Annotated in this window: 19 protein-coding genes; 18 read left to right on the top strand and 1 reads right to left on the bottom strand. The window is 45.0% G+C overall.

All coding sequences use genetic code 11. The features are described from left to right. The first annotated feature begins 49 nt into the window (after window positions 1-49). From queA to secF, 5 genes are all read left to right on the top strand, one after another. On the top strand, window positions 50-1,102 hold the full coding sequence (gene queA / locus R7P72_RS16270; protein WP_213907327.1) for a tRNA preQ1(34) S-adenosylmethionine ribosyltransferase-isomerase QueA: 1,053 nt from the start codon (window positions 50-52) through the stop codon (window positions 1,100-1,102). 147 nt (window positions 1,103-1,249) lie between these two features. Then, the gene (tgt, locus tag R7P72_RS16265; protein ID WP_005381727.1) at window positions 1,250-2,386 is read left to right on the top strand and encodes a tRNA guanosine(34) transglycosylase Tgt; all 1,137 of its coding nucleotides are present in this window, start codon (window positions 1,250-1,252) and stop codon (window positions 2,384-2,386) included. 177 nt (window positions 2,387-2,563) lie between these two features. Then, a complete protein-coding gene (gene yajC / locus R7P72_RS16260; protein WP_005381725.1) occupies window positions 2,564-2,893 on the top strand; it encodes a preprotein translocase subunit YajC in 330 nt (109 codons plus the stop codon). A gap of 21 nt (window positions 2,894-2,914) precedes the next feature. Then, window positions 2,915-4,771, top strand: coding sequence for a protein translocase subunit SecD (gene secD / locus R7P72_RS16255; protein ID WP_005381724.1), 1,857 nt, complete (start codon window positions 2,915-2,917; stop codon window positions 4,769-4,771). 14 nt (window positions 4,772-4,785) lie between these two features. Further along, entirely contained in the window at window positions 4,786-5,733 is a 948-nt protein-coding gene (gene secF / locus R7P72_RS16250) for a protein translocase subunit SecF (RefSeq protein ID WP_005383689.1), read from the top strand. A gap of 209 nt (window positions 5,734-5,942) precedes the next feature. On the opposite strand, the gene suhB is transcribed toward secF, so the two are convergent. Beyond that, complete coding sequence (gene suhB, locus R7P72_RS16245) at window positions 5,943-6,746, bottom strand: inositol-1-monophosphatase (protein ID WP_005381722.1); 804 nt, start codon at window positions 6,744-6,746, stop codon at window positions 5,943-5,945. A gap of 231 nt (window positions 6,747-6,977) precedes the next feature. Here suhB and trmJ point away from each other — a divergent pair, with 231 nt between their 5' ends. From trmJ to rodZ, 13 genes are all read left to right on the top strand, one after another. Then, the gene (trmJ, locus tag R7P72_RS16240; RefSeq protein WP_005383693.1) at window positions 6,978-7,697 is read left to right on the top strand and encodes a tRNA (cytosine(32)/uridine(32)-2'-O)-methyltransferase TrmJ; all 720 of its coding nucleotides are present in this window, start codon (window positions 6,978-6,980) and stop codon (window positions 7,695-7,697) included. Between the two features lie 125 nt (window positions 7,698-7,822). Next, window positions 7,823-8,329, top strand: a complete 507-nt coding sequence (gene iscR, locus R7P72_RS16235) for a Fe-S cluster assembly transcriptional regulator IscR (RefSeq protein WP_005381720.1) — start codon at window positions 7,823-7,825, stop codon at window positions 8,327-8,329. 28 nt (window positions 8,330-8,357) lie between these two features. Then, on the top strand, window positions 8,358-9,572 hold the full coding sequence (locus tag R7P72_RS16230; RefSeq protein ID WP_005381719.1) for an IscS subfamily cysteine desulfurase: 1,215 nt from the start codon (window positions 8,358-8,360) through the stop codon (window positions 9,570-9,572). A gap of 38 nt (window positions 9,573-9,610) precedes the next feature. Further along, complete coding sequence (gene iscU, locus R7P72_RS16225) at window positions 9,611-9,994, top strand: Fe-S cluster assembly scaffold IscU (protein WP_005381718.1); 384 nt, start codon at window positions 9,611-9,613, stop codon at window positions 9,992-9,994. Between the two features lie 70 nt (window positions 9,995-10,064). Further along, window positions 10,065-10,388 (top strand): iron-sulfur cluster assembly protein IscA, encoded by a 324-nt coding sequence (iscA, locus tag R7P72_RS16220; RefSeq protein ID WP_005381717.1) that lies wholly within the window; start codon window positions 10,065-10,067, stop codon window positions 10,386-10,388. Between the two features lie 55 nt (window positions 10,389-10,443). Next, window positions 10,444-10,959, top strand: coding sequence for a co-chaperone HscB (gene hscB, locus R7P72_RS16215; protein WP_005381716.1), 516 nt, complete (start codon window positions 10,444-10,446; stop codon window positions 10,957-10,959). A 21-nt stretch (window positions 10,960-10,980) separates the two neighbouring features. Continuing rightward, on the top strand, window positions 10,981-12,834 hold the full coding sequence (hscA, locus tag R7P72_RS16210) for a Fe-S protein assembly chaperone HscA (RefSeq protein WP_005381715.1): 1,854 nt from the start codon (window positions 10,981-10,983) through the stop codon (window positions 12,832-12,834). 13 nt (window positions 12,835-12,847) lie between these two features. Then, entirely contained in the window at window positions 12,848-13,186 is a 339-nt protein-coding gene (gene fdx / locus R7P72_RS16205; RefSeq protein WP_005381713.1) for an ISC system 2Fe-2S type ferredoxin, read from the top strand. 44 nt (window positions 13,187-13,230) lie between these two features. After that, on the top strand, window positions 13,231-13,425 hold the full coding sequence (iscX, locus tag R7P72_RS16200; RefSeq protein WP_005381711.1) for a Fe-S cluster assembly protein IscX: 195 nt from the start codon (window positions 13,231-13,233) through the stop codon (window positions 13,423-13,425). 161 nt (window positions 13,426-13,586) lie between these two features. After that, window positions 13,587-14,885, top strand: a complete 1,299-nt coding sequence (pepB, locus tag R7P72_RS16195; RefSeq protein WP_005381709.1) for an aminopeptidase PepB — start codon at window positions 13,587-13,589, stop codon at window positions 14,883-14,885. A gap of 95 nt (window positions 14,886-14,980) precedes the next feature. Further along, complete coding sequence (gene ndk / locus R7P72_RS16190) at window positions 14,981-15,406, top strand: nucleoside-diphosphate kinase (protein WP_005381702.1); 426 nt, start codon at window positions 14,981-14,983, stop codon at window positions 15,404-15,406. A gap of 374 nt (window positions 15,407-15,780) precedes the next feature. Further along, complete coding sequence (locus tag R7P72_RS16185) at window positions 15,781-16,908, top strand: bifunctional tRNA (adenosine(37)-C2)-methyltransferase TrmG/ribosomal RNA large subunit methyltransferase RlmN (protein ID WP_017633913.1); 1,128 nt, start codon at window positions 15,781-15,783, stop codon at window positions 16,906-16,908. A gap of 436 nt (window positions 16,909-17,344) precedes the next feature. Next, window positions 17,345-18,295 carry a cytoskeleton protein RodZ gene (rodZ, locus tag R7P72_RS16180; RefSeq protein WP_005381700.1) on the top strand — a complete coding sequence of 317 codons (951 nt, stop codon included), beginning with the start codon at window positions 17,345-17,347 and terminating at the stop codon, window positions 18,293-18,295. Window positions 18,296-18,297: the final 2 nt, after the last annotated feature.

The following is an 18,297-nucleotide window of genomic DNA, read 5'->3' as shown; positions in this document are numbered from 1 at the left end:
ATTTTATCGTCGCCTAGACGTGATTTGACCAATAGATAAGACAAGTAACATGCAAGTATCAGATTTCCATTTCGACCTTCCAGATGAACTCATCGCTCGCTACCCTCAACCAGAGCGTACCGCTAGCCGACTGCTGCAAATGGACGGCAATACCGGAGAGCTCATTGATGGCACATTTACTGATGTATTGGGCCAAGTTCAACCCAGTGACTTAGTGGTGTTTAATAATACTCGTGTTATTCCTGCTCGTCTTTTTGGCCGCAAGGAATCGGGCGGTAAATTAGAAGTGCTAGTGGAGCGCATGTTGGATGAGAAAAGCATCCTCGCGCACGTTCGCTGCTCTAAGTCACCAAAACCAGGTACAACCATTATTGTTGGCGAGAATGATGAATATTCAGCAGAAATGGTGGCACGCCATGATGCTTTATTTGAACTGAAATTTAGTTCAAATAAGACGGTACTAGAAATTCTGGAAGAAATCGGCCATATGCCGCTTCCTCCTTACATCGACCGTCCAGACGAAGATGCAGATAAAGAGCGTTACCAAACGGTATATAATCAAAAGCCAGGTGCGGTTGCGGCACCGACAGCGGGCCTTCACTTTGATGATGTTCTCTTGGAGAAAATCAAAGCGAAAGGTGCAGAGTTTGCTTACGTTACTTTGCACGTTGGGGCGGGTACATTCCAGCCGGTAAAAGTGGAAAATATCAACGATCACCACATGCATGCCGAGTACGTAGAAGTACCACAAGAAGTCGTCGACGCAATTAAAGCGACGAAAGCGCGTGGCGGACGAATTATTGCTGTTGGTACCACATCTGTGCGTTCACTTGAAAGTGCAGCGCAAGACGCATTGCAAAAAGGGACTGAGCTGGCCCCATTCTTTGGCGATACTGAAATCTTTATTTTCCCTGGTTACGAATATCAGCTAGTGGATTGCTTGATCACAAACTTCCACTTGCCTGAATCAACACTGATCATGTTGGTGAGTGCATTTGCTGGATACGAGAACACCATGAATGCTTACAAACATGCGGTGGAAAACAAATACCGTTTCTTCTCGTATGGCGATTCAATGTTCATCAAGAAGAAAACGGCGTAGTTAAAAATAGATTTACGAGTGCTAGCAGTAAGCTAGGAAATAAAGCATCCATTGCTTTGTCTCTCGCAAGGAAAAGCGACCGCTCCTTAAAGTAGGGTAGAGCCCTAAACACTCAGTCAGACTGTTTCTCTGACACCCGGAGGCATCGTGAAATTAAAATTCGATCTTAAGAAGAAAAACGGCAATGCACGTCGTGGTCAACTGACTTTCGAACGCGGCACTGTTCAAACTCCTGCGTTCATGCCAGTAGGTACTTACGGTACCGTTAAAGGTATGACACCAGAAGAAGTAAAAGGTACTGGTGCAGAAATTCTGCTAGGTAATACGTTCCACCTGTGGCTACGTCCTGGTCAAGAAGTGATGAAAATGCACGGTGACCTGCACGATTTTATGAACTGGCACGGTCCTATTCTTACTGATTCAGGCGGCTTTCAAGTATTCAGCCTTGGTAAGATGCGTACGATCACTGAAGAAGGTGTTCACTTTCGTAACCCAGTAAACGGTGACAAGATTTTCATGGACGCAGAAAAGTCGATGGAAATTCAAAAAGACCTGGGCTCTGACATCGTTATGATTTTTGACGAGTGTACGCCTTACCCAGCGACACACGATGAAGCGAAGAAATCGATGGAAATGTCATTACGCTGGGCACAGCGTTCACGTGACCACTTCGAGAAGCTAGAAAACCCGAACAACCTATTTGGTATTGTCCAAGGTGGTGTTTACGAAGATTTACGTGATGTGTCGGTAAAAGGTCTAACGGAAATCGGTTTTGACGGTTACGCGGTTGGTGGTTTGGCAGTAGGTGAGCCTAAAGAAGACATGCACCGTATTCTTGAGCATACTTGTCCTCAACTTCCTGAAGACAAACCTCGCTACTTGATGGGCGTAGGTAAGCCAGAAGACTTGGTTGAAGGTGTTCGTCGTGGTATCGACATGTTTGATTGTGTAATGCCAACGCGTAACGCACGTAATGGTCACTTATTTGTGACTGGTGGTGTGATCAAGATCCGTAATGCGAAACATAAAACGGATACAACACCATTGGATCCGCATTGTGACTGTTACACTTGTCAAAACTACAGCAAGTCGTACCTTCACCATTTAGAGCGTTGTAATGAAATCTTAGGCGCTCGCTTGAATACAATCCATAACCTGCGTTACTACCAACGTCTGATGGAAAGCATTCGTAAAGCAATTGATGAAGATCGCTTCGATGAATTTGTTACTGAGTTCTATGAGCGTCGTGGCCGTGAAGTGCCACCACTAGCAAAAGAGCAGTAATTGAAAAACTAAAAGAATTAAAGCCTTTGGCATGTCGCCAGAGGCTTTTGCTAATAAAGTAGGCTAACGCACGTTATTTTTGAGAGAGCGATCTCTATTAGTTACTCTCAGACTTGAATCTAAAATGCGAAAGCCCAATTTGTTTGATTATCAATAAAATATAATGAGGATGTTTTAATGTTTATTTCTCAGGCTCACGCAGCAGCAGAAGGCGCGCCAGCAGGCGGTGGTTTTGAAATGCTAATCATGCTTGGCATGTTCGCAGTGATCTTTTACTTCATGATTTATCGCCCACAAGCGAAACGCGTAAAAGAACACAAAAACCTAATGGCTTCTATGGGCAAAGGCGACGAAGTTTTAACTAGCGGTGGCCTAGTGGGTAAAATCACTAAGATTGCTGAAGACAATGACTACATTTCAATTGAGCTTAACGCGAACAATGAAGTAGTAATCAAGAAAGACTTCATCACTGCAGTGCTACCAAAAGGTACGCTTAAGTCTCTATAAAACAGCTAAAGGATCCTCGCTGTGCTAAACCGTTATCCATTATGGAAGTACTTGATGGTGCTTTTTGCCATCATCACCGCTGCGTTATACGCACTTCCAAATATCTACGGTGAAGATCCGGCTATTCAAGTTACAGGGGCGCGTGGCGCCTCTGTAGATATGTCAACGCTGGATGCTGTCACTACTGCTCTTAACAAAGAGCAACTTTCTCATAAATCCATTGCTCTCGAAGATGGATCAATTCTTGTTCGTTTTAACGACACTGACACACAAATCAGTGCTCGTGATGTCATCAGCGAAGCGCTAGGCAAAGACACAATTGTTGCACTTAACCTTGCACCTTCTACACCCGATTGGCTAGAAGCGATTGGCGCGTCACCATTGAAGCTAGGTCTTGATCTTCGCGGTGGTGTTCACTTCTTAATGGAAGTGGATATGGATGCAGCGATGGAAAAGCTTGTTGGTCAACAAGAAGAAGCTTTCCGTAGCGAACTTCGTGACGCCAAGATTCGTTACCGTGCAATCCGCCCTTCTGGAAAAGAAGCGGTAGAAGTGTTGTTGCGTAACGAAGAGCAATTAGCAGAAGCGAAAGCAACGCTAGAAAAGAATCACCCGGACATGATTTTTGTCGATTCTGATTCAAATGGCCGTTACGCTCTTACTGCAACCTTTACTGAGCAACGTTTACAAGAGATCCGTAACTATGCTGTTGAGCAAAACATTACGATTTTACGTAATCGTGTCAACGAACTAGGTGTTGCGGAACCATTGGTTCAACGTCAAGGTGCTAGTCGCATTGTGGTTGAACTGCCTGGTGTTCAAGACACTGCTCGTGCAAAAGAAATTCTCGGAGCTACGGCAACGCTTGAATTCCGTGAAGTTGATGATAAAGCTGACCTATCGGCAGCGGCAAATGGTCGTGCGCCAGCAGGTAGTGAAATCAAGATGGACCGTGATGGTCGCCCAGTTGTGCTTAAGAAGCGCGTTATTCTTGGCGGTCAAAGCATCACAGATGCAAGCTCAAGTGTTGATGAATATGGTCGTCCACAAGTTAACATCTCGCTAGACAGCGAAGGTGGTAATAAGATGTCTGCGTTCTCTAAGAAGAACATTGGTAAGCTAATGGCTACCGTGTTTGCAGAATACAAAGACAGTGGCCGTCGTACGCCTGAAGGCAAAGTTATTCTGGATAAGCATGAAGAAGTCATCAACCAAGCAACGATTCAATCGGCTCTTGGTCGTAACTTCCGTATCACAGGTATCGACTCTGCTGCAGAAGCACACAACCTAGCACTTTTACTACGTGCTGGTGCACTGATTGCACCTATCTCTATCGTTGAAGAACGTACCATTGGTCCATCAATGGGCCAGCAAAACATCGATATGGGTATCCAAGCATGTATCTGGGGTATGGTTGCCGTAATGCTATTTACGCTGCTTTACTACCGCGGCTTTGGTTTGATTGCAAACATCGCTCTAATGGCAAACTTGGTGCTTATCATTGGTGTTATGTCGATGATTCCAGGCGCTACCATGACGCTTCCGGGGATAGCCGGTATCGTGTTAACAGTCGGTATGGCGGTTGATGCGAACGTACTGATCTTCGAGCGTATCCGTGAAGAAATTCGTGATGGACGTAGTCCACAACAAGCGATTCACCAAGGTTATGCGAATGCATTCAGCACGATTGCTGATGCGAACATCACAACACTAATTACTGCAATCATTCTATTTGCGGTCGGTACAGGTGCGGTGAAAGGTTTCGCAGTTACTCTATCTATCGGTATCTTAACTTCAATGTTCACCGCCATTATTGGTACACGTTGTATCGTGAACCTGATCTACGGTGGCAAACGCGTTGATAAATTGTCGATCTAAGGCTGGGAATTAATATGTTTCAAATTCTAAAAGCAGAGAAGACGATCGGCTTTATGCGTTGGTCGAAAGTAGCATTCGTTTTTTCAATTATAATGATTGCTGCTTCTATCTTCACTTTGTCAACCAAGTGGCTTAATTGGGGTCTAGATTTCACTGGCGGTACGCTTATCGAGGTAGGTTTTGAACAGCCAGCAAACCTTGAAGAGATTCGTGCAGCACTAGATTCAAAAGGCTTTGGCGATGCGACAGTACAAAACTTCGGTAGTGCTCGTGAAGTCATGGTTCGTCTTCGTCCACGTGATGACGTTTCTGGTGAAACGCTAGGTAACCAAATCATTGGTGCTATCAAAGATGGTACTGGCGAAAGCGTAGAAATGCGTCGTATTGAGTTCGTAGGTCCCAACGTTGGTGATGAGCTAACAGAAGCTGGTGGTCTAGCGATCTTGGTATCGCTGATCTGTATCCTGCTTTATGTATCGATGCGATTTGAATGGCGTCTAGCGGCTGGTGCGGTAATGGCATTGGCTCACGATATTATTATCACGCTAGGTGTCTTCTCGTTTCTACAAATTGAAGTTGACCTGACCATCGTAGCTGCGCTACTGACGGTTGTGGGCTACTCACTCAACGATACCATCGTTGTATTTGACCGGATTCGTGAAAACTTCCGTAAGATGCGTAAGGGCGAACCTTCAGACATTATGGACGCCTCAATCACTCAAACGTTGAGCCGTACATTGATTACATCTGGTACGACGTTGTTCGTGGTAATTGCACTGTTCATGCAGGGTGGTGCTATGATTCACGGCTTTGCAACCGCACTTTTACTCGGTATCACTGTAGGTACTTACTCTTCTATCTACGTAGCATCAGCACTGGCTCTAAAACTGGGTATCCAGAAAGAGCACTTGATGCCACCTCAAGTAGAAAAAGAAGGTGCAGAGTTCGACGAAATGCCATAAGGCAGATTGAGAACCGAAAACAAAAACCGCTGAGCAATCAGCGGTTTTTTTGTATCTGAATAGAGTCGTGAGCTTGTAGAGCCTCTCTGTATGAAGAGCCTTCAGCTACAGCTAAGTCGATACGAAGCAGTAGATACAAAAAAGCCCTGCTCAATGAGCGGGGCTTTCTAAAGTCATCAGCGTGACGGGCTATATATGACTTTCAAATATTACTTAAGGATCGCGCTGTTACCGTTTTCGCGAATGTGCTTAAGGATAGATTTTACGCCACGAGCGCTTGAAGCAACGATGTTACCAGACTTCATGTAGTCAGTGCCGCCAGCAAAGTCTGTTAGGATTGCGCCAGCTTCACGAGCAATAAGCTCACCTGCTGCCATATCCCAAGGTTTTAGGCCTAGCTCGAAGTAACCATCAACACGGCCAGCAGCCACGTAACAAAGGTCTAGAGCAGCAGAGCCGCTACGACGGAAATCAGCACACTCAGTGAATAGCGCACCAACGATCTTGATGTAAGACTCAGCGTGTTGTTTCTGCTTGAATGGGAAGCCTGTTGCTAGAACAGTGCCTTGAAGGTCTTTTAGTTGAGCAACACGAATACGTGCACTGTTTAGTTGAGCGCCGGCACCGCGTTGTGCAGTGAATAGCTCGTTTTGCATTGGATCGTAAACACAAGCAACTTCAGTTTTGCCCTTAATACGAACAGCGATAGAAACCGCGAAAGTTGGGTAACCTTTTACAAAGTTAGTGGTGCCATCCAGTGGGTCGATGATCCATTGTACGTCTTTATCTTTACCTTCGATAAGACCTTGTTCTTCAGCAACGATACAGTGCTCAGGGTAAGACTGCTTGATAGTATCGATGATGATGTATTCTGCTTCTTTGTCTACGTTAGTGACAAAGTCATTAGTGCCTTTAAGAGTAGATTCTACTTTATCAGTGTTTTCTAATGATTTAGCAATATGATTGCCTGCCTTTCGCGCAGCGCGAATAGCAATGTTTAGCATTGGATGCATACGAATTTCCCAACGGATGTTAAAGAACAAATGAAAGCGGCGGCGAGTATACCAGAGATAATTAAAAAGGGAAGTGGTTATTTTTTGTTCTAAATGCGGCTGGTTGAGTGTACAGAGCATACTGCGGACGAGAACAATAACCAAGAATGAGAAGAGAGGTCTGCTTGCCTCTAGGGTGTCTTAAAAAACTATGATAACATTCTGCGGTTTTAATTTAGGTAGCAAACACAGATGTTGGATCAAGTAAAAATTGTACTCGTAGGTACCTCTCATTCAGGCAATATTGGCTCAGCAGCTCGAGCAATGAAAGTGATGGGTTTAAACCAACTAGTATTAGTCGATCCACAATGTGAAGTGGATGAACAAACTCTTGCTTTAGCTGCGGGTGCTGGTGATATTGCTCAAAATGCAAAGATTGTCGGCACATTAGAAGAAGCGGTTGAAGATTGTGGCCTTGTTGTGGGTTCTAGCGCCCGCTCTCGTACATTAGAATGGCCAATGCTCGAGCCACGTGAATGCGGTGAGAAATTTGCAGTTGAAGGCCGAAAGCATCCGGTTGCGCTCGTGTTTGGCCGAGAAAGAACTGGTTTGACAAACGAAGAGCTACAAAAGTGCCACTACCATGTTTGTATTCCCGCTAATCCTGAGTACAGCTCGCTTAACCTAGCTATGGCTGTACAAACTCTCAGTTACGAAGTGCGAGTTGCACACTTGAACTTAGAGCAAAGCCAGTTTTCCCCAAATGAATCGGAAGAATACCCGCGTCATCGAGAACTCGAAATGTTCTTCGAGCATCTTGAAAAGGTGATGGTTGAGACCCAGTTTATTAACAAAGAGCAACCTGGACAGGTGATGAATAAGTTGCGCCGTTTGTTCTCTCGTGCTCGACCAGAAACCCAAGAACTTAATATTCTACGAGGCGTTTTGACTTCGATAGAAAAGAAGTTCTGAGTAAATAATAACCACTTTAGGTGTAAGGATGAATACCTGAGTAAAATGGTCAAATAAATACTTGACCAAATTACTCAGGTATGGAAAAATCTTAACCATTACAAACCATGTGGATACGGTGTGGTATGAAACTTACATCTAAAGGAAGATATGCGGTGACAGCCATGCTGGATGTGGCACTGCATTCGCAACAAAACCCTGTACCTCTGGCTGATATTTCAGAGCGTCAAGGGATCTCGCTCTCTTACTTAGAGCAGCTATTTTCAAAATTGCGTAAAGCAGGTCTCGTTGCCAGCGTTCGTGGTCCTGGTGGTGGTTACCGACTTGGTGCCGACGCTCACAGTATCGCTATTGGTACCGTGATTGCTGCCGTTGATGAGTCAGTAGATGCAACCAAATGCCAAGGTAAAGGAGATTGCCAAGGTGGAACACGTTGCCTTACTCACACGCTGTGGCGTGACCTAAGCTCTCGCATTAGTGACTTTTTGAATAACATCACTCTTGGTGAGTTGATGACAGACAATGAAGTACTCGAAATTTCTGATCGTCAGGACATTGATCTGGCGGTAACCCATGGGCTATCAAACAAAAATACAACCGCCGCGCCCATCGGTGTAAACGTCCGCTCTTAGCGGTCAGCTTTTTACATTGGAGTAGAGAATGAAACTGCCGATTTATCTTGATTATTCCGCTACATGTCCAGTTGATCCACGTGTTGCTGAAAAAATGGTTCAGTACATGACAATGGATGGCACATTTGGCAACCCAGCGTCACGTTCGCACCGTTACGGCTGGCAGGCAGAAGAAGCGGTCGATACTGCTCGTGAGCAAATTGCTGACCTTCTAAATGCAGATCCTCGCGAAATCGTATTTACATCTGGTGCGACAGAATCAGACAACCTTGCGATTAAAGGTGCAGCGCACTTTTACTCGAAGAAAGGCAAGCACGTAATCACTTGTAAAACAGAGCACAAAGCCGTTCTTGACCCATGTCGTCAACTTGAGCGTGAAGGCTTTGAAGTGACTTACCTTGAGCCAGAATCAAATGGCTTGATCGATCTAGAGAAGCTTAGAGCAGCCATGCGTGATGACACCGTGCTTGTGTCTATTATGCATGTAAACAACGAGATTGGTGTGGTTCAAGACATTACAGCGATCGGCGAACTGTGCCGTGAGCGTAAAATTGTTTTCCACGTGGACGCTGCGCAATCTGCAGGTAAATTACCAATCGACGTTCAAGAGATGAAAGTTGATCTAATTTCACTTTCTGCTCACAAAGTTTACGGTCCTAAAGGTATCGGTGCACTTTACGTACGTCGTAAGCCTCGTATTCGTCTTGAAGCGCAAATGCACGGTGGCGGTCATGAGCGTGGTTTCCGCTCTGGTACACTACCTACTCACCAAATCGTAGGCATGGGTGAAGCATTCCGCATTGCAAAAGAAGACATGCAAAAAGATTACGATCATGCTTTAGCGCTTCGTAACCGTCTTTTTGATGGCGTGAAAGACTTAGAAGCAGTGACGGTAAACGGTGACTTTGAGCAGCGTGTACCACACAACCTAAACATCAGTTTCGCATTCGTAGAAGGTGAATCACTACTAATGTCGCTTAAAGATCTAGCGGTATCTTCTGGTAGTGCTTGTACGTCTGCAAGCCTTGAGCCTTCTTACGTTCTTCGTGCCCTAGGCATGGATGACGAATTGGCTCACAGCTCGGTTCGTTTCTCGTTTGGTCGTTTCACGACTGAAGAAGAAATTGATTACGCAATTGAACAAATCCGCGTTGCAGTGACTAAGCTACGCGACATGTCTCCTCTATGGGATATGTACAAAGAAGGGATTGATTTGAGCACTGTTGAATGGGCTCACCATTAATCTCAGGGATTGAAATAGAGGATTCGAGGTAATTTATCATGGCATACAGCGAAAAAGTAATTGATCACTACGAGAACCCACGTAACGTTGGTTCATTCGATAAAGAAGATCCATCAGTAGGTAGCGGCATGGTTGGCGCTCCTGCGTGTGGTGACGTAATGAAGCTTCAAATCAAAGTGACACCTGAAGGTATCATCGAAGATGCGAAGTTCAAAACATACGGTTGTGGTAGTGCAATCGCATCAAGCTCACTAGTAACTGAGTGGGTAAAAGGTAAGTCAGTTGATGAAGCGGCAGCAATTAAAAACTCTGAGATTGCTGAAGAGCTAGAGCTTCCACCAGTGAAAGTTCACTGTTCTATTCTTGCTGAAGATGCAATCAAAGCAGCGGTTGCTGACTACAAGAAAAAACACCAAGAATAATTATTCCGTAATATAATGGGAGCTTTGACGCTCCCATTCCAATCGAAATTTAGACAGACTAAGGTGCAGTATGGCCATCACAATGACAGAATCAGCGGCAAGTCGCGTAAGAGCATTCCTAGATAACCGAGGCAAAGGTATCGGTTTACGTCTTGGAGTGAAGACGACTGGCTGTTCCGGCATGGCATACGTACTTGAGTTTGTTGATGAGCTCAATGAAGAAGACGAAGTATTTGAACTCTCTGGAGTGAAAATTATCATCGATCAAAAGAGCTTAGTGTACCTAGATGGTACTGAATTGGATTACGTGAAAGAAGGGTTGAATGAAGGTTTTGAATTCAACAACCCTAACGCGAAAAGTGAATGTGGTTGTGGTGAAAGCTTCAACGTCTAATTGATTGTCCTTCTGGGCAAACGAGTCCGGAAGGCTTTACTAGGACCCGAACTTAATGAATCACTTTGAATTATTTGGGCTACCAAGTCAGTTTAAGCTGGATGGTAGCCTTCTTTCTTCTCAGTTCCGAGAACTACAAAAACGCTTCCACCCGGATAACTTTGCAACGGGCTCAGAACGTGACCGTTTGATGGCGGTGCAAAAGGCGGCGCAAATCAACGATGCCTATCAAGTTCTGAAAAATCCTATTTCTCGCGCCGAGTATATCCTCGCAGAGCAAGGTGTTGAGATCCGAGGTGAACAGCAAACAATGCAAGATCCGATGTTCTTAATGGAGCAAATGGAACTGCGCGAAGAACTGGAAGAGATTGCTGACAAGTCCGATCCTGAATCGGCGCTTTTTGACTTCGACTCTAAGGTCAGCAAAATGTACAAACAGCATCTGGCAAGCGTCGAGCAAGAGCTTGATGATGGTCTATGGACTGAAGCCGCAGACCGAGTTCGTAAGCTAAAATTCATTGCCAAACTAAAGAACGAAATTGAGCTAGTCGAAGACAAACTCCTCGGCTAGTAAGCGTGACAAGGACCTATCATGGCACTACTTCAAATCGCAGAACCGGGCCAAAGCTCGGCACCTCATGAGCATAAGTTAGCAGCGGGTATCGACTTAGGTACTACCAACTCTTTGGTTGCTTCTGTACGTAGCGGCGATGCAACTCCACTTGCGGACGAGCAGGGCCGTACTATTTTACCTTCAGTCGTTAATTACGCTGAGGAAACGTTAACGGTCGGCCACGAAGCCAAAGCCAAAGCAGAGTTTGAACCAGAGAACACGATTATCTCTGTAAAACGTTTGATCGGTCGTTCATTAAAGGACATTCAGTCCCGTTACTCTTCACTTCCTTATCGTTTTAAAGAGAGTGAAAACGGCCTGCCAATTCTGCAAACACCTCAAGGTGACAAAAACCCGATTGAAGTATCTGCGGACATCCTAAAAGTATTGGGTAAGCGAGCTGAAGATACGTTAGGTGGTGAGTTAGCTGGTGTAGTTATTACCGTTCCTGCTTACTTTGATGACGCGCAACGTGCAGGTACAAAAGATGCGGCGAAATTAGCTGGTCTTCATGTTCTCCGTCTACTTAACGAACCAACCGCTGCGGCAATTGCTTATGGCCTAGACTCTGGTCAAGAAGGTGTGATTGCGGTTTACGATCTAGGTGGCGGTACTTTTGATATCTCTATCCTACGTTTATCGAAAGGCGTATTTGAAGTATTAGCAACAGGTGGCGATTCTGCATTAGGCGGTGACGACTTCGACCATCTATTTGCCGATTATTTAATGGAGCAAGCGGGTCTAGAAGCGCCGCTTTCTGCAGAAAAGAACCGTATACTGTTGAACATTGCTACTGAAGCTAAGATTGCTTTCTCTGAGCAAGACAGTGTTGACGTTGACGTTTTTGGCTGGAAAGGCACCGTGACTCGCGAGCAGTTCGAAGATCTGATTCGTCCGCTAGTGAAGAAAACACTGATGTCTTGTCGTCGCGCATTAAAAGATGCGGATGTCGACGCAGATGAAGTACTCGAGGTCGTCATGGTTGGCGGCTCAACCCGTACATTGTTGGTTCGTGAAATGGTAGGCGAGTTTTTTGGTCGCACACCTCTGACAAGCATTAACCCAGATGAAGTTGTTGCAATCGGTGCGGGTATTCAAGCTGATATCCTAGCGGGTAACAAACCTGACTCTGAAATGTTGCTTCTTGATGTGATTCCACTGTCGCTCGGTATTGAAACCATGGGTGGTTTGGTCGAGAAGATCATCCCCCGCAACACTACGATTCCCGTTGCGCGTGCGCAAGAATTTACCACATTCAAAGATGGCCAAACGGCGATGAGTGTTCATGTGGTACAAGGTGAACGTGAAATGGTTGATGACTGTCGTTCACTTGCTCGCTTCTCGTTAAAAGGTATTCCTCCGATGGCAGCGGGTGCGGCACATATTCGCGTGACTTACCAAGTTGACGCAGATGGCCTTCTTTCTGTTACGGCAATGGAGAAGAGCACTGGTGTTCAATCAGAGATTCAAGTAAAACCTTCTTACGGCTTAAGTGACAATGAAGTGGCGGATATGTTGCGTGATTCAATGACGCACGCAAAAGAAGACATGCAAGCTCGTGCCTTAGCTGAGCAGCGTGTTGAAGCCGACCGAGTGATAGAAGGTTTGATTGCAGCGATGCAAGCTGATGGTGATGACTTACTATCAGAACAAGAGAAACAAAACTTGATTAAAGCCATCGAAGCCTTGATTGAGCTGCGTAATGGTGATGATGCAGATGCGATAGAGCAAGGCATTAAAGATACCGATAAAGCGAGCCAAGATTTCGCATCACGCCGTATGGATAAATCGATTCGAGCTGCGTTGTCAGGTCAATCAGTAGACGATATATAAGAGATAAGTAGTTATGCCTAAGATTATTGTATTACCACACGACGATTTGTGCCCAGAAGGTGCAGTGTTGGAAGCAAACTCTGGTGACACCGTTCTAGACGTAGCGCTAAAAAACGGTATCGGTATTGAACATGCGTGTGAGAAGTCATGTGCGTGTACTACCTGCCACGTAATCATCCGTGAAGGTTTTGATTCACTCGAAGAAAGTGAAGAACTAGAAGACGACATGCTAGATAAAGCGTGGGGTCTAGAGCCTGAGTCACGCCTAGGGTGTCAGGCGAGAATTGCTGATGAAGACTTGGTAGTAGAAATTCCTAAATACACACTCAACCACGCTTCAGAAGATCACTAAAACTATCTCCCCAATATAGGGAAGAAGCAAAAGGAAGATGAGCAATGAAATGGACAGATTCTCGCGATATCGCGATTGAACTTTGTGACAAGTTTCCAGATGTCGATCCAAAAACAGTGCGTTTTACCGATCTTCATCAATGGATCATGGAGTTAGATGAGTTTGACGATGAGCCAAACCGTTCTAATGAAAAGATTCTAGAAGCCGTTATCATGTGCTGGATGGACGAAGCGGACTAAGTCTGTAAAACACAGCCTAGTTAACAATTCTTACTAAAAAAAGCGGACCTTTAGGTCCGTTTTTTTATCCAATTGACATTTTTGCCCTACATAATGCTAACATCCGTGAGTTATTAAAAAGAAGCAGCGTAGGCAACGCTGCTATAAGACAAGGAGAAACCATGTCTACACAGATGTCTGTATTTTTAAGTCAAGAGTCGGCAGCACCACATTGGGGTGAAAAAGCACTGCTTTCATTCGCTGAAAACGGCGCAACTATTCACTTAGGTGAAGGTCATGATCTCGGCGCAATTCAACGTGCAGCTCGTCAGCTAGATGGCCAAGGAATTCGTTCTATTTTTCTTTCTGGTGATAACTGGGATCTAGAGAGCGTATGGGCTTTCCACCAAGGGTTCCGTAACCCTAAAAAACATGGCTCAGTTGAGTGGGCAGCATTGTCTGATGAAGATCAAGCAGAGCTTCAAGCTCGTATTACTTCGACTGATTTTACCCGCGATATTATCAACAAAACGGCAGAAGAAGTTGCTCCTCGTCAGCTAGCGACAATGGCTGCTGAATTCATCAAATCTGTTGCGCCGAAAGGCACGGTGACAGCACGTATCGTCAAAGACAAAGACTTGTTGGCAGAAGGTTGGGAAGGTATTTACGCAGTAGGCCGTGGTTCTGAGCGTACTTCTGCGATGCTTCAGTTAGACTACAACCCAACTGGTGACGAAAACGCACCTGTATTCGCATGTCTTGTGGGTAAAGGCATCACCTTTGATTCCGGTGGTTACAGCTTGAAGCCTTCTACCTTCATGAGTGCAATGAAAGCAGATATGGGTGGCTCGGGTACTATCACTGGTGGCCTAGGATTAGCTATCTTGCGCGGTTTAAACAAGCGCGTAAAACTGATCTTGTGTTGTGCTGAGAACATGGTTTCTGGCCGTGCCCTTAAGCTTGGCGACATCATCACTTACAAAAACGGCAAAACCGTTGAGATTATGAATACCGACGCGGAAGGTCGCTTGGTGCTTGCAGACGGTCTTATCTACGCCAGTGAGCAAAAGCCTGAGTTAATCATTGACTGCGCGACGCTAACAGGCGCAGCGAAGAATGCGTTAGGTAACGATTACCATGCGCTAATGAGCTTTGATGATGAGCTATCGCATCAAGCGCTTACGGCGGCAAACCAGGAAAAAGAAGGCTTGTGGCCGCTACCACTTGCTGATTTCCATCGAGAAATGCTGCCATCTAATTTTGCCGATTTATCGAATATCAGCTCTGGTGATTATTCTCCGGGTGCAAGTACTGCAGCTGCATTCTTGTCTTACTTCGTTGAGGACTACAAAAAAGGCTGGTTACATTTCGACTGTGCGGGTACGTATCGTAAAGCCGCTTCTGATAAATGGGCTGCGGGAGCAACGGGTATGGGTGTTCGTACACTTGCTCGTTTCCTCAATGAGCAAGCTGGAAAATAAGATTGATTGCAGCACTCTCTTGTTTGAGTGCTGCTCTTACCCAGTAAGTCACTTTAAAAGCACAACTATTATTACAAGTACAGAAAGGAAATTTTATGGCTCTAGAAAGAACATTTTCAATCATTAAGCCTGATGCTGTAGAGCGAAACCTAATTGGTGAAATCTACAATCGTATTGAAAAGGCTGGCCTACGTATCATCGCTGCCAAAATGGTTCACCTGACAGAAGATCAGGCAAGCGGCTTTTATGCAGAGCATGAAGGTAAAGAGTTTTTCCCTCCTCTAAAAGAGTTCATGACATCTGGTCCTATTATGGTTCAGGTATTGGAAGGCGAAAATGCGATTGCACGTTACCGCGAGCTAATGGGTAAAACCAACCCAGAGGACGCGGCATGTGGCACTTTGCGTGCTGATTACGCACTCAGCATGCGTCACAATTCAGTTCATGGTTCAGATAGCCCTGAGTCTGCCGCTCGTGAAATTGAGTTTTTCTTCCCTGAATCAGAAGTTTTCTCTCGCTAACTCGTTCATGCATCACTTTTGCGTGATGATCTAGTTCGTAACAACCTCGGATTTGTCCGAGGTTTTTTTATTCCGCGTTCTCCATTTCACCGGCGAGTTCATTCGTAATTATTCGCGAAGACGTTGGCTAATCTGAGCATCTTACAGGGGGGAAAGCTTAGTTACGTGTGTTTGTTCTCATTGTTTTCTCTGTACCACTTCTACGCTTTTGCTGTCGGTTGTCTAATCATTATTCTCACCGTAAAGTCTGGTTAAAATTTAAACGTTTTTATTTTAATGCCTTAGCAAACTCAGGGTCTTACACCCCTTGTTGTAGCTGAATAAAGGCTGTACAATTCGCGCCCTTATTCTTGTTTCAGTCATTGAGAGGCAACATGACCACTGAAAAAATCAATCTACTCGACTTTGATCGCAAAGGCATGCGTCAGTTTTTCGCGGAAGAACTTGGCGAGAAAGCGTTTCGTGCCGATCAGGTTATGAAGTGGATCTACCATTTCGGTGTAGATGACTTCGAAAAAATGACAAACATCAACAAGAAGCTGCGCGAAAAGCTTTTACACAAGTGTGAAATTAAAGCACCAACTGTAGCAGAAGCTCAGCATTCTTCAGACGGCACGATCAAGTGGGCAATGAAGGTTGGTGATCAGGATGTAGAAACGGTTTACATTCCAGAAGATGATCGCGCAACGCTTTGTGTATCTTCTCAAGTAGGTTGTGCATTGGAATGTAAGTTCTGCTCAACAGCACAGCAGGGCTTTAACCGTAACTTGAAAGTTTCAGAGATCATCGGTCAGGTGTGGCGTGCTGCACGTGAAATTGGTCTTGAGAAAGAAACAGGCCGTCGCCCAATTACGAACGTCGTGATGATGGGCATGGGTGAGCCGCTTCTTAATATGAAGAACTTGATTCCAGCACTGGAGTTAATGTTGGATGACCTTGGCTTTGGTTTGTCGAAGCGTCGCGTAACCGTATCAACATCAGGTGTGGTTTCTGGTCTTGATCAGATGACGGGCAAAATCGACGTTGCGTTGGCGATCTCTCTTCATGCGCCAAACGATAAGCTGCGTAGTGAAATCATGCCAATTAACGATCGTTGGGATATTCAAGATTTCCTAGCATCCGTTCGTCGTTACATTGCTTCATCGAATGCAAACCGTGGCAAAGTAACAGTCGAGTACGTGTTGCTTGACCATGTGAACGATGACATGGACCATGCACGCGAGCTGGCTGAATTGATGAAAGACACACCATGTAAGATTAACTTGATTCCGTTTAACCCGTACCCTGGTTCACCTTACAAGAAACCAAGTAACTCACGTATTGATCGCTTCCAAAAAACATTGATGCAATACGAGCACACAGTTACGGTTCGTAAAACGCGCGGTGATGACATTGATGCCGCATGTGGTCAGTTGGTCGGTGATGTAATTGACCGAACTAAACGTACGGCAATGCTGAAAGCGTCACGCGGTGCCGATACCATTGAAGTGAAAGCTGTATAAACGACCGGAATTCAAAAATAGCCAGAGCCATTCGCTCTGGCTATTTTGTTTATTGTTTAGGACATTTTCGCCAAGATTTGGGACTATCACTCTTCAACCTAAGGTTATTTGGGTATAATTTCGAATTCCTTTGTCAAAGTTTGGACAAAAGCTTGAGCTATCTGTTAGTTTGAGTGTAAAGAGTTTTTGTCTTCGTTGCGCATTCGCTTATCATGATATGTAACACTAACGATGACACCGATAATTCTCAGCACTTTCTCACATACGTTTTGCTGATTTTTGCAAAACGGGTATTCGCACTCAGATCGCTGAGAGTTTCTTAAAATTATTATTTTTGGTTAACGCGTTTAGGCTAGCTATCTTTTAAAGAGGCTTAAGAACAATAACGAAAATACATGACCACGTTAGCCACTAAAACAGATTAAATACCGCCATTATGACAGAACACGAAAATACGAATGAAGTGCCACTCTCTATTGAAGCTGGCACATTACTGAAAAACAAACGTGAATCCTTGGGAATGAGCCAAAAGCAAGTTGCCGATCGCCTGAGGCTTCGCATTTCTGTGATTGAAGATATTGAAAATAACCGATTTGAATCTCAACAAGTCGCGACATTTACGCGTGGTTACTTACGCTCTTACGCTAAATTCGTAGGTCTTGATGAGAAGGTGGTTTTGACGGCGTTAGAGCAGACTGCCGATGCTCAGCCTCAAGAGCAAGAAATTGAAATGCAAAGCTTCTCTCGTAAAACAAAAGACGAGAAGCACAATAGCCGTATTATGCTCCTTACTTGGGTTATCGGGCTGGTTATTATTGGCATCTCAGCGGCATGGTGGTGGCAAAACCAACAAGAGAATAGCCTAACTAAGGAAGTAACGGATTCAAGTGTTGAAGCGCCGCAGCCCACTGCTCAAGAATTAGCTGATATCGATTTGATGACGGCTGAAGAGTTAATCGCAAGCACTCCTGAAGAAGTTGCTTCAACTAATGAAGGCGTTGCTGAATCGACTGAAGCATCCGTTGAGCAAGGGGCGGATCCTTTGCTGACTGAAACTGAAAATACAACAAGCGTAGATTCTGAAGAACCTGTTGCCGTGATTGAAGCGGCGGAAGAGGAACAGCCTGCGCCAGTAGTACCTGAAGGCATGACACTTCTTACTATGAAGTTTAAAGCGGACTGTTGGATTCAAGTAAAAGACACCAATGGTAAAACGCTGGTAAGTGGTACTCATAAGCCAGGACAAGATGTAGAACTTACCGGAAAAGCGCCATTTAAAGTGATATTAGGCGCACCGGAAGGGGTTACAATGACATTTGCAAGTGAACCTGTCGACCTTTCTGGGTATACTTCAGGCAAAGTAGCTAGATTCACTCTACCGTTATAAAA

Origin of the sequence: Vibrio sp. Vb0888, from assembly GCF_033338835.1 — a bacterium.
Taxonomy (GTDB): domain Bacteria; phylum Pseudomonadota; class Gammaproteobacteria; order Enterobacterales; family Vibrionaceae; genus Vibrio; species Vibrio alginolyticus.
The sequence above is the reverse complement of the archived record's forward strand: the minus strand, read 5'-3'. Positions and strand labels throughout refer to the sequence as shown.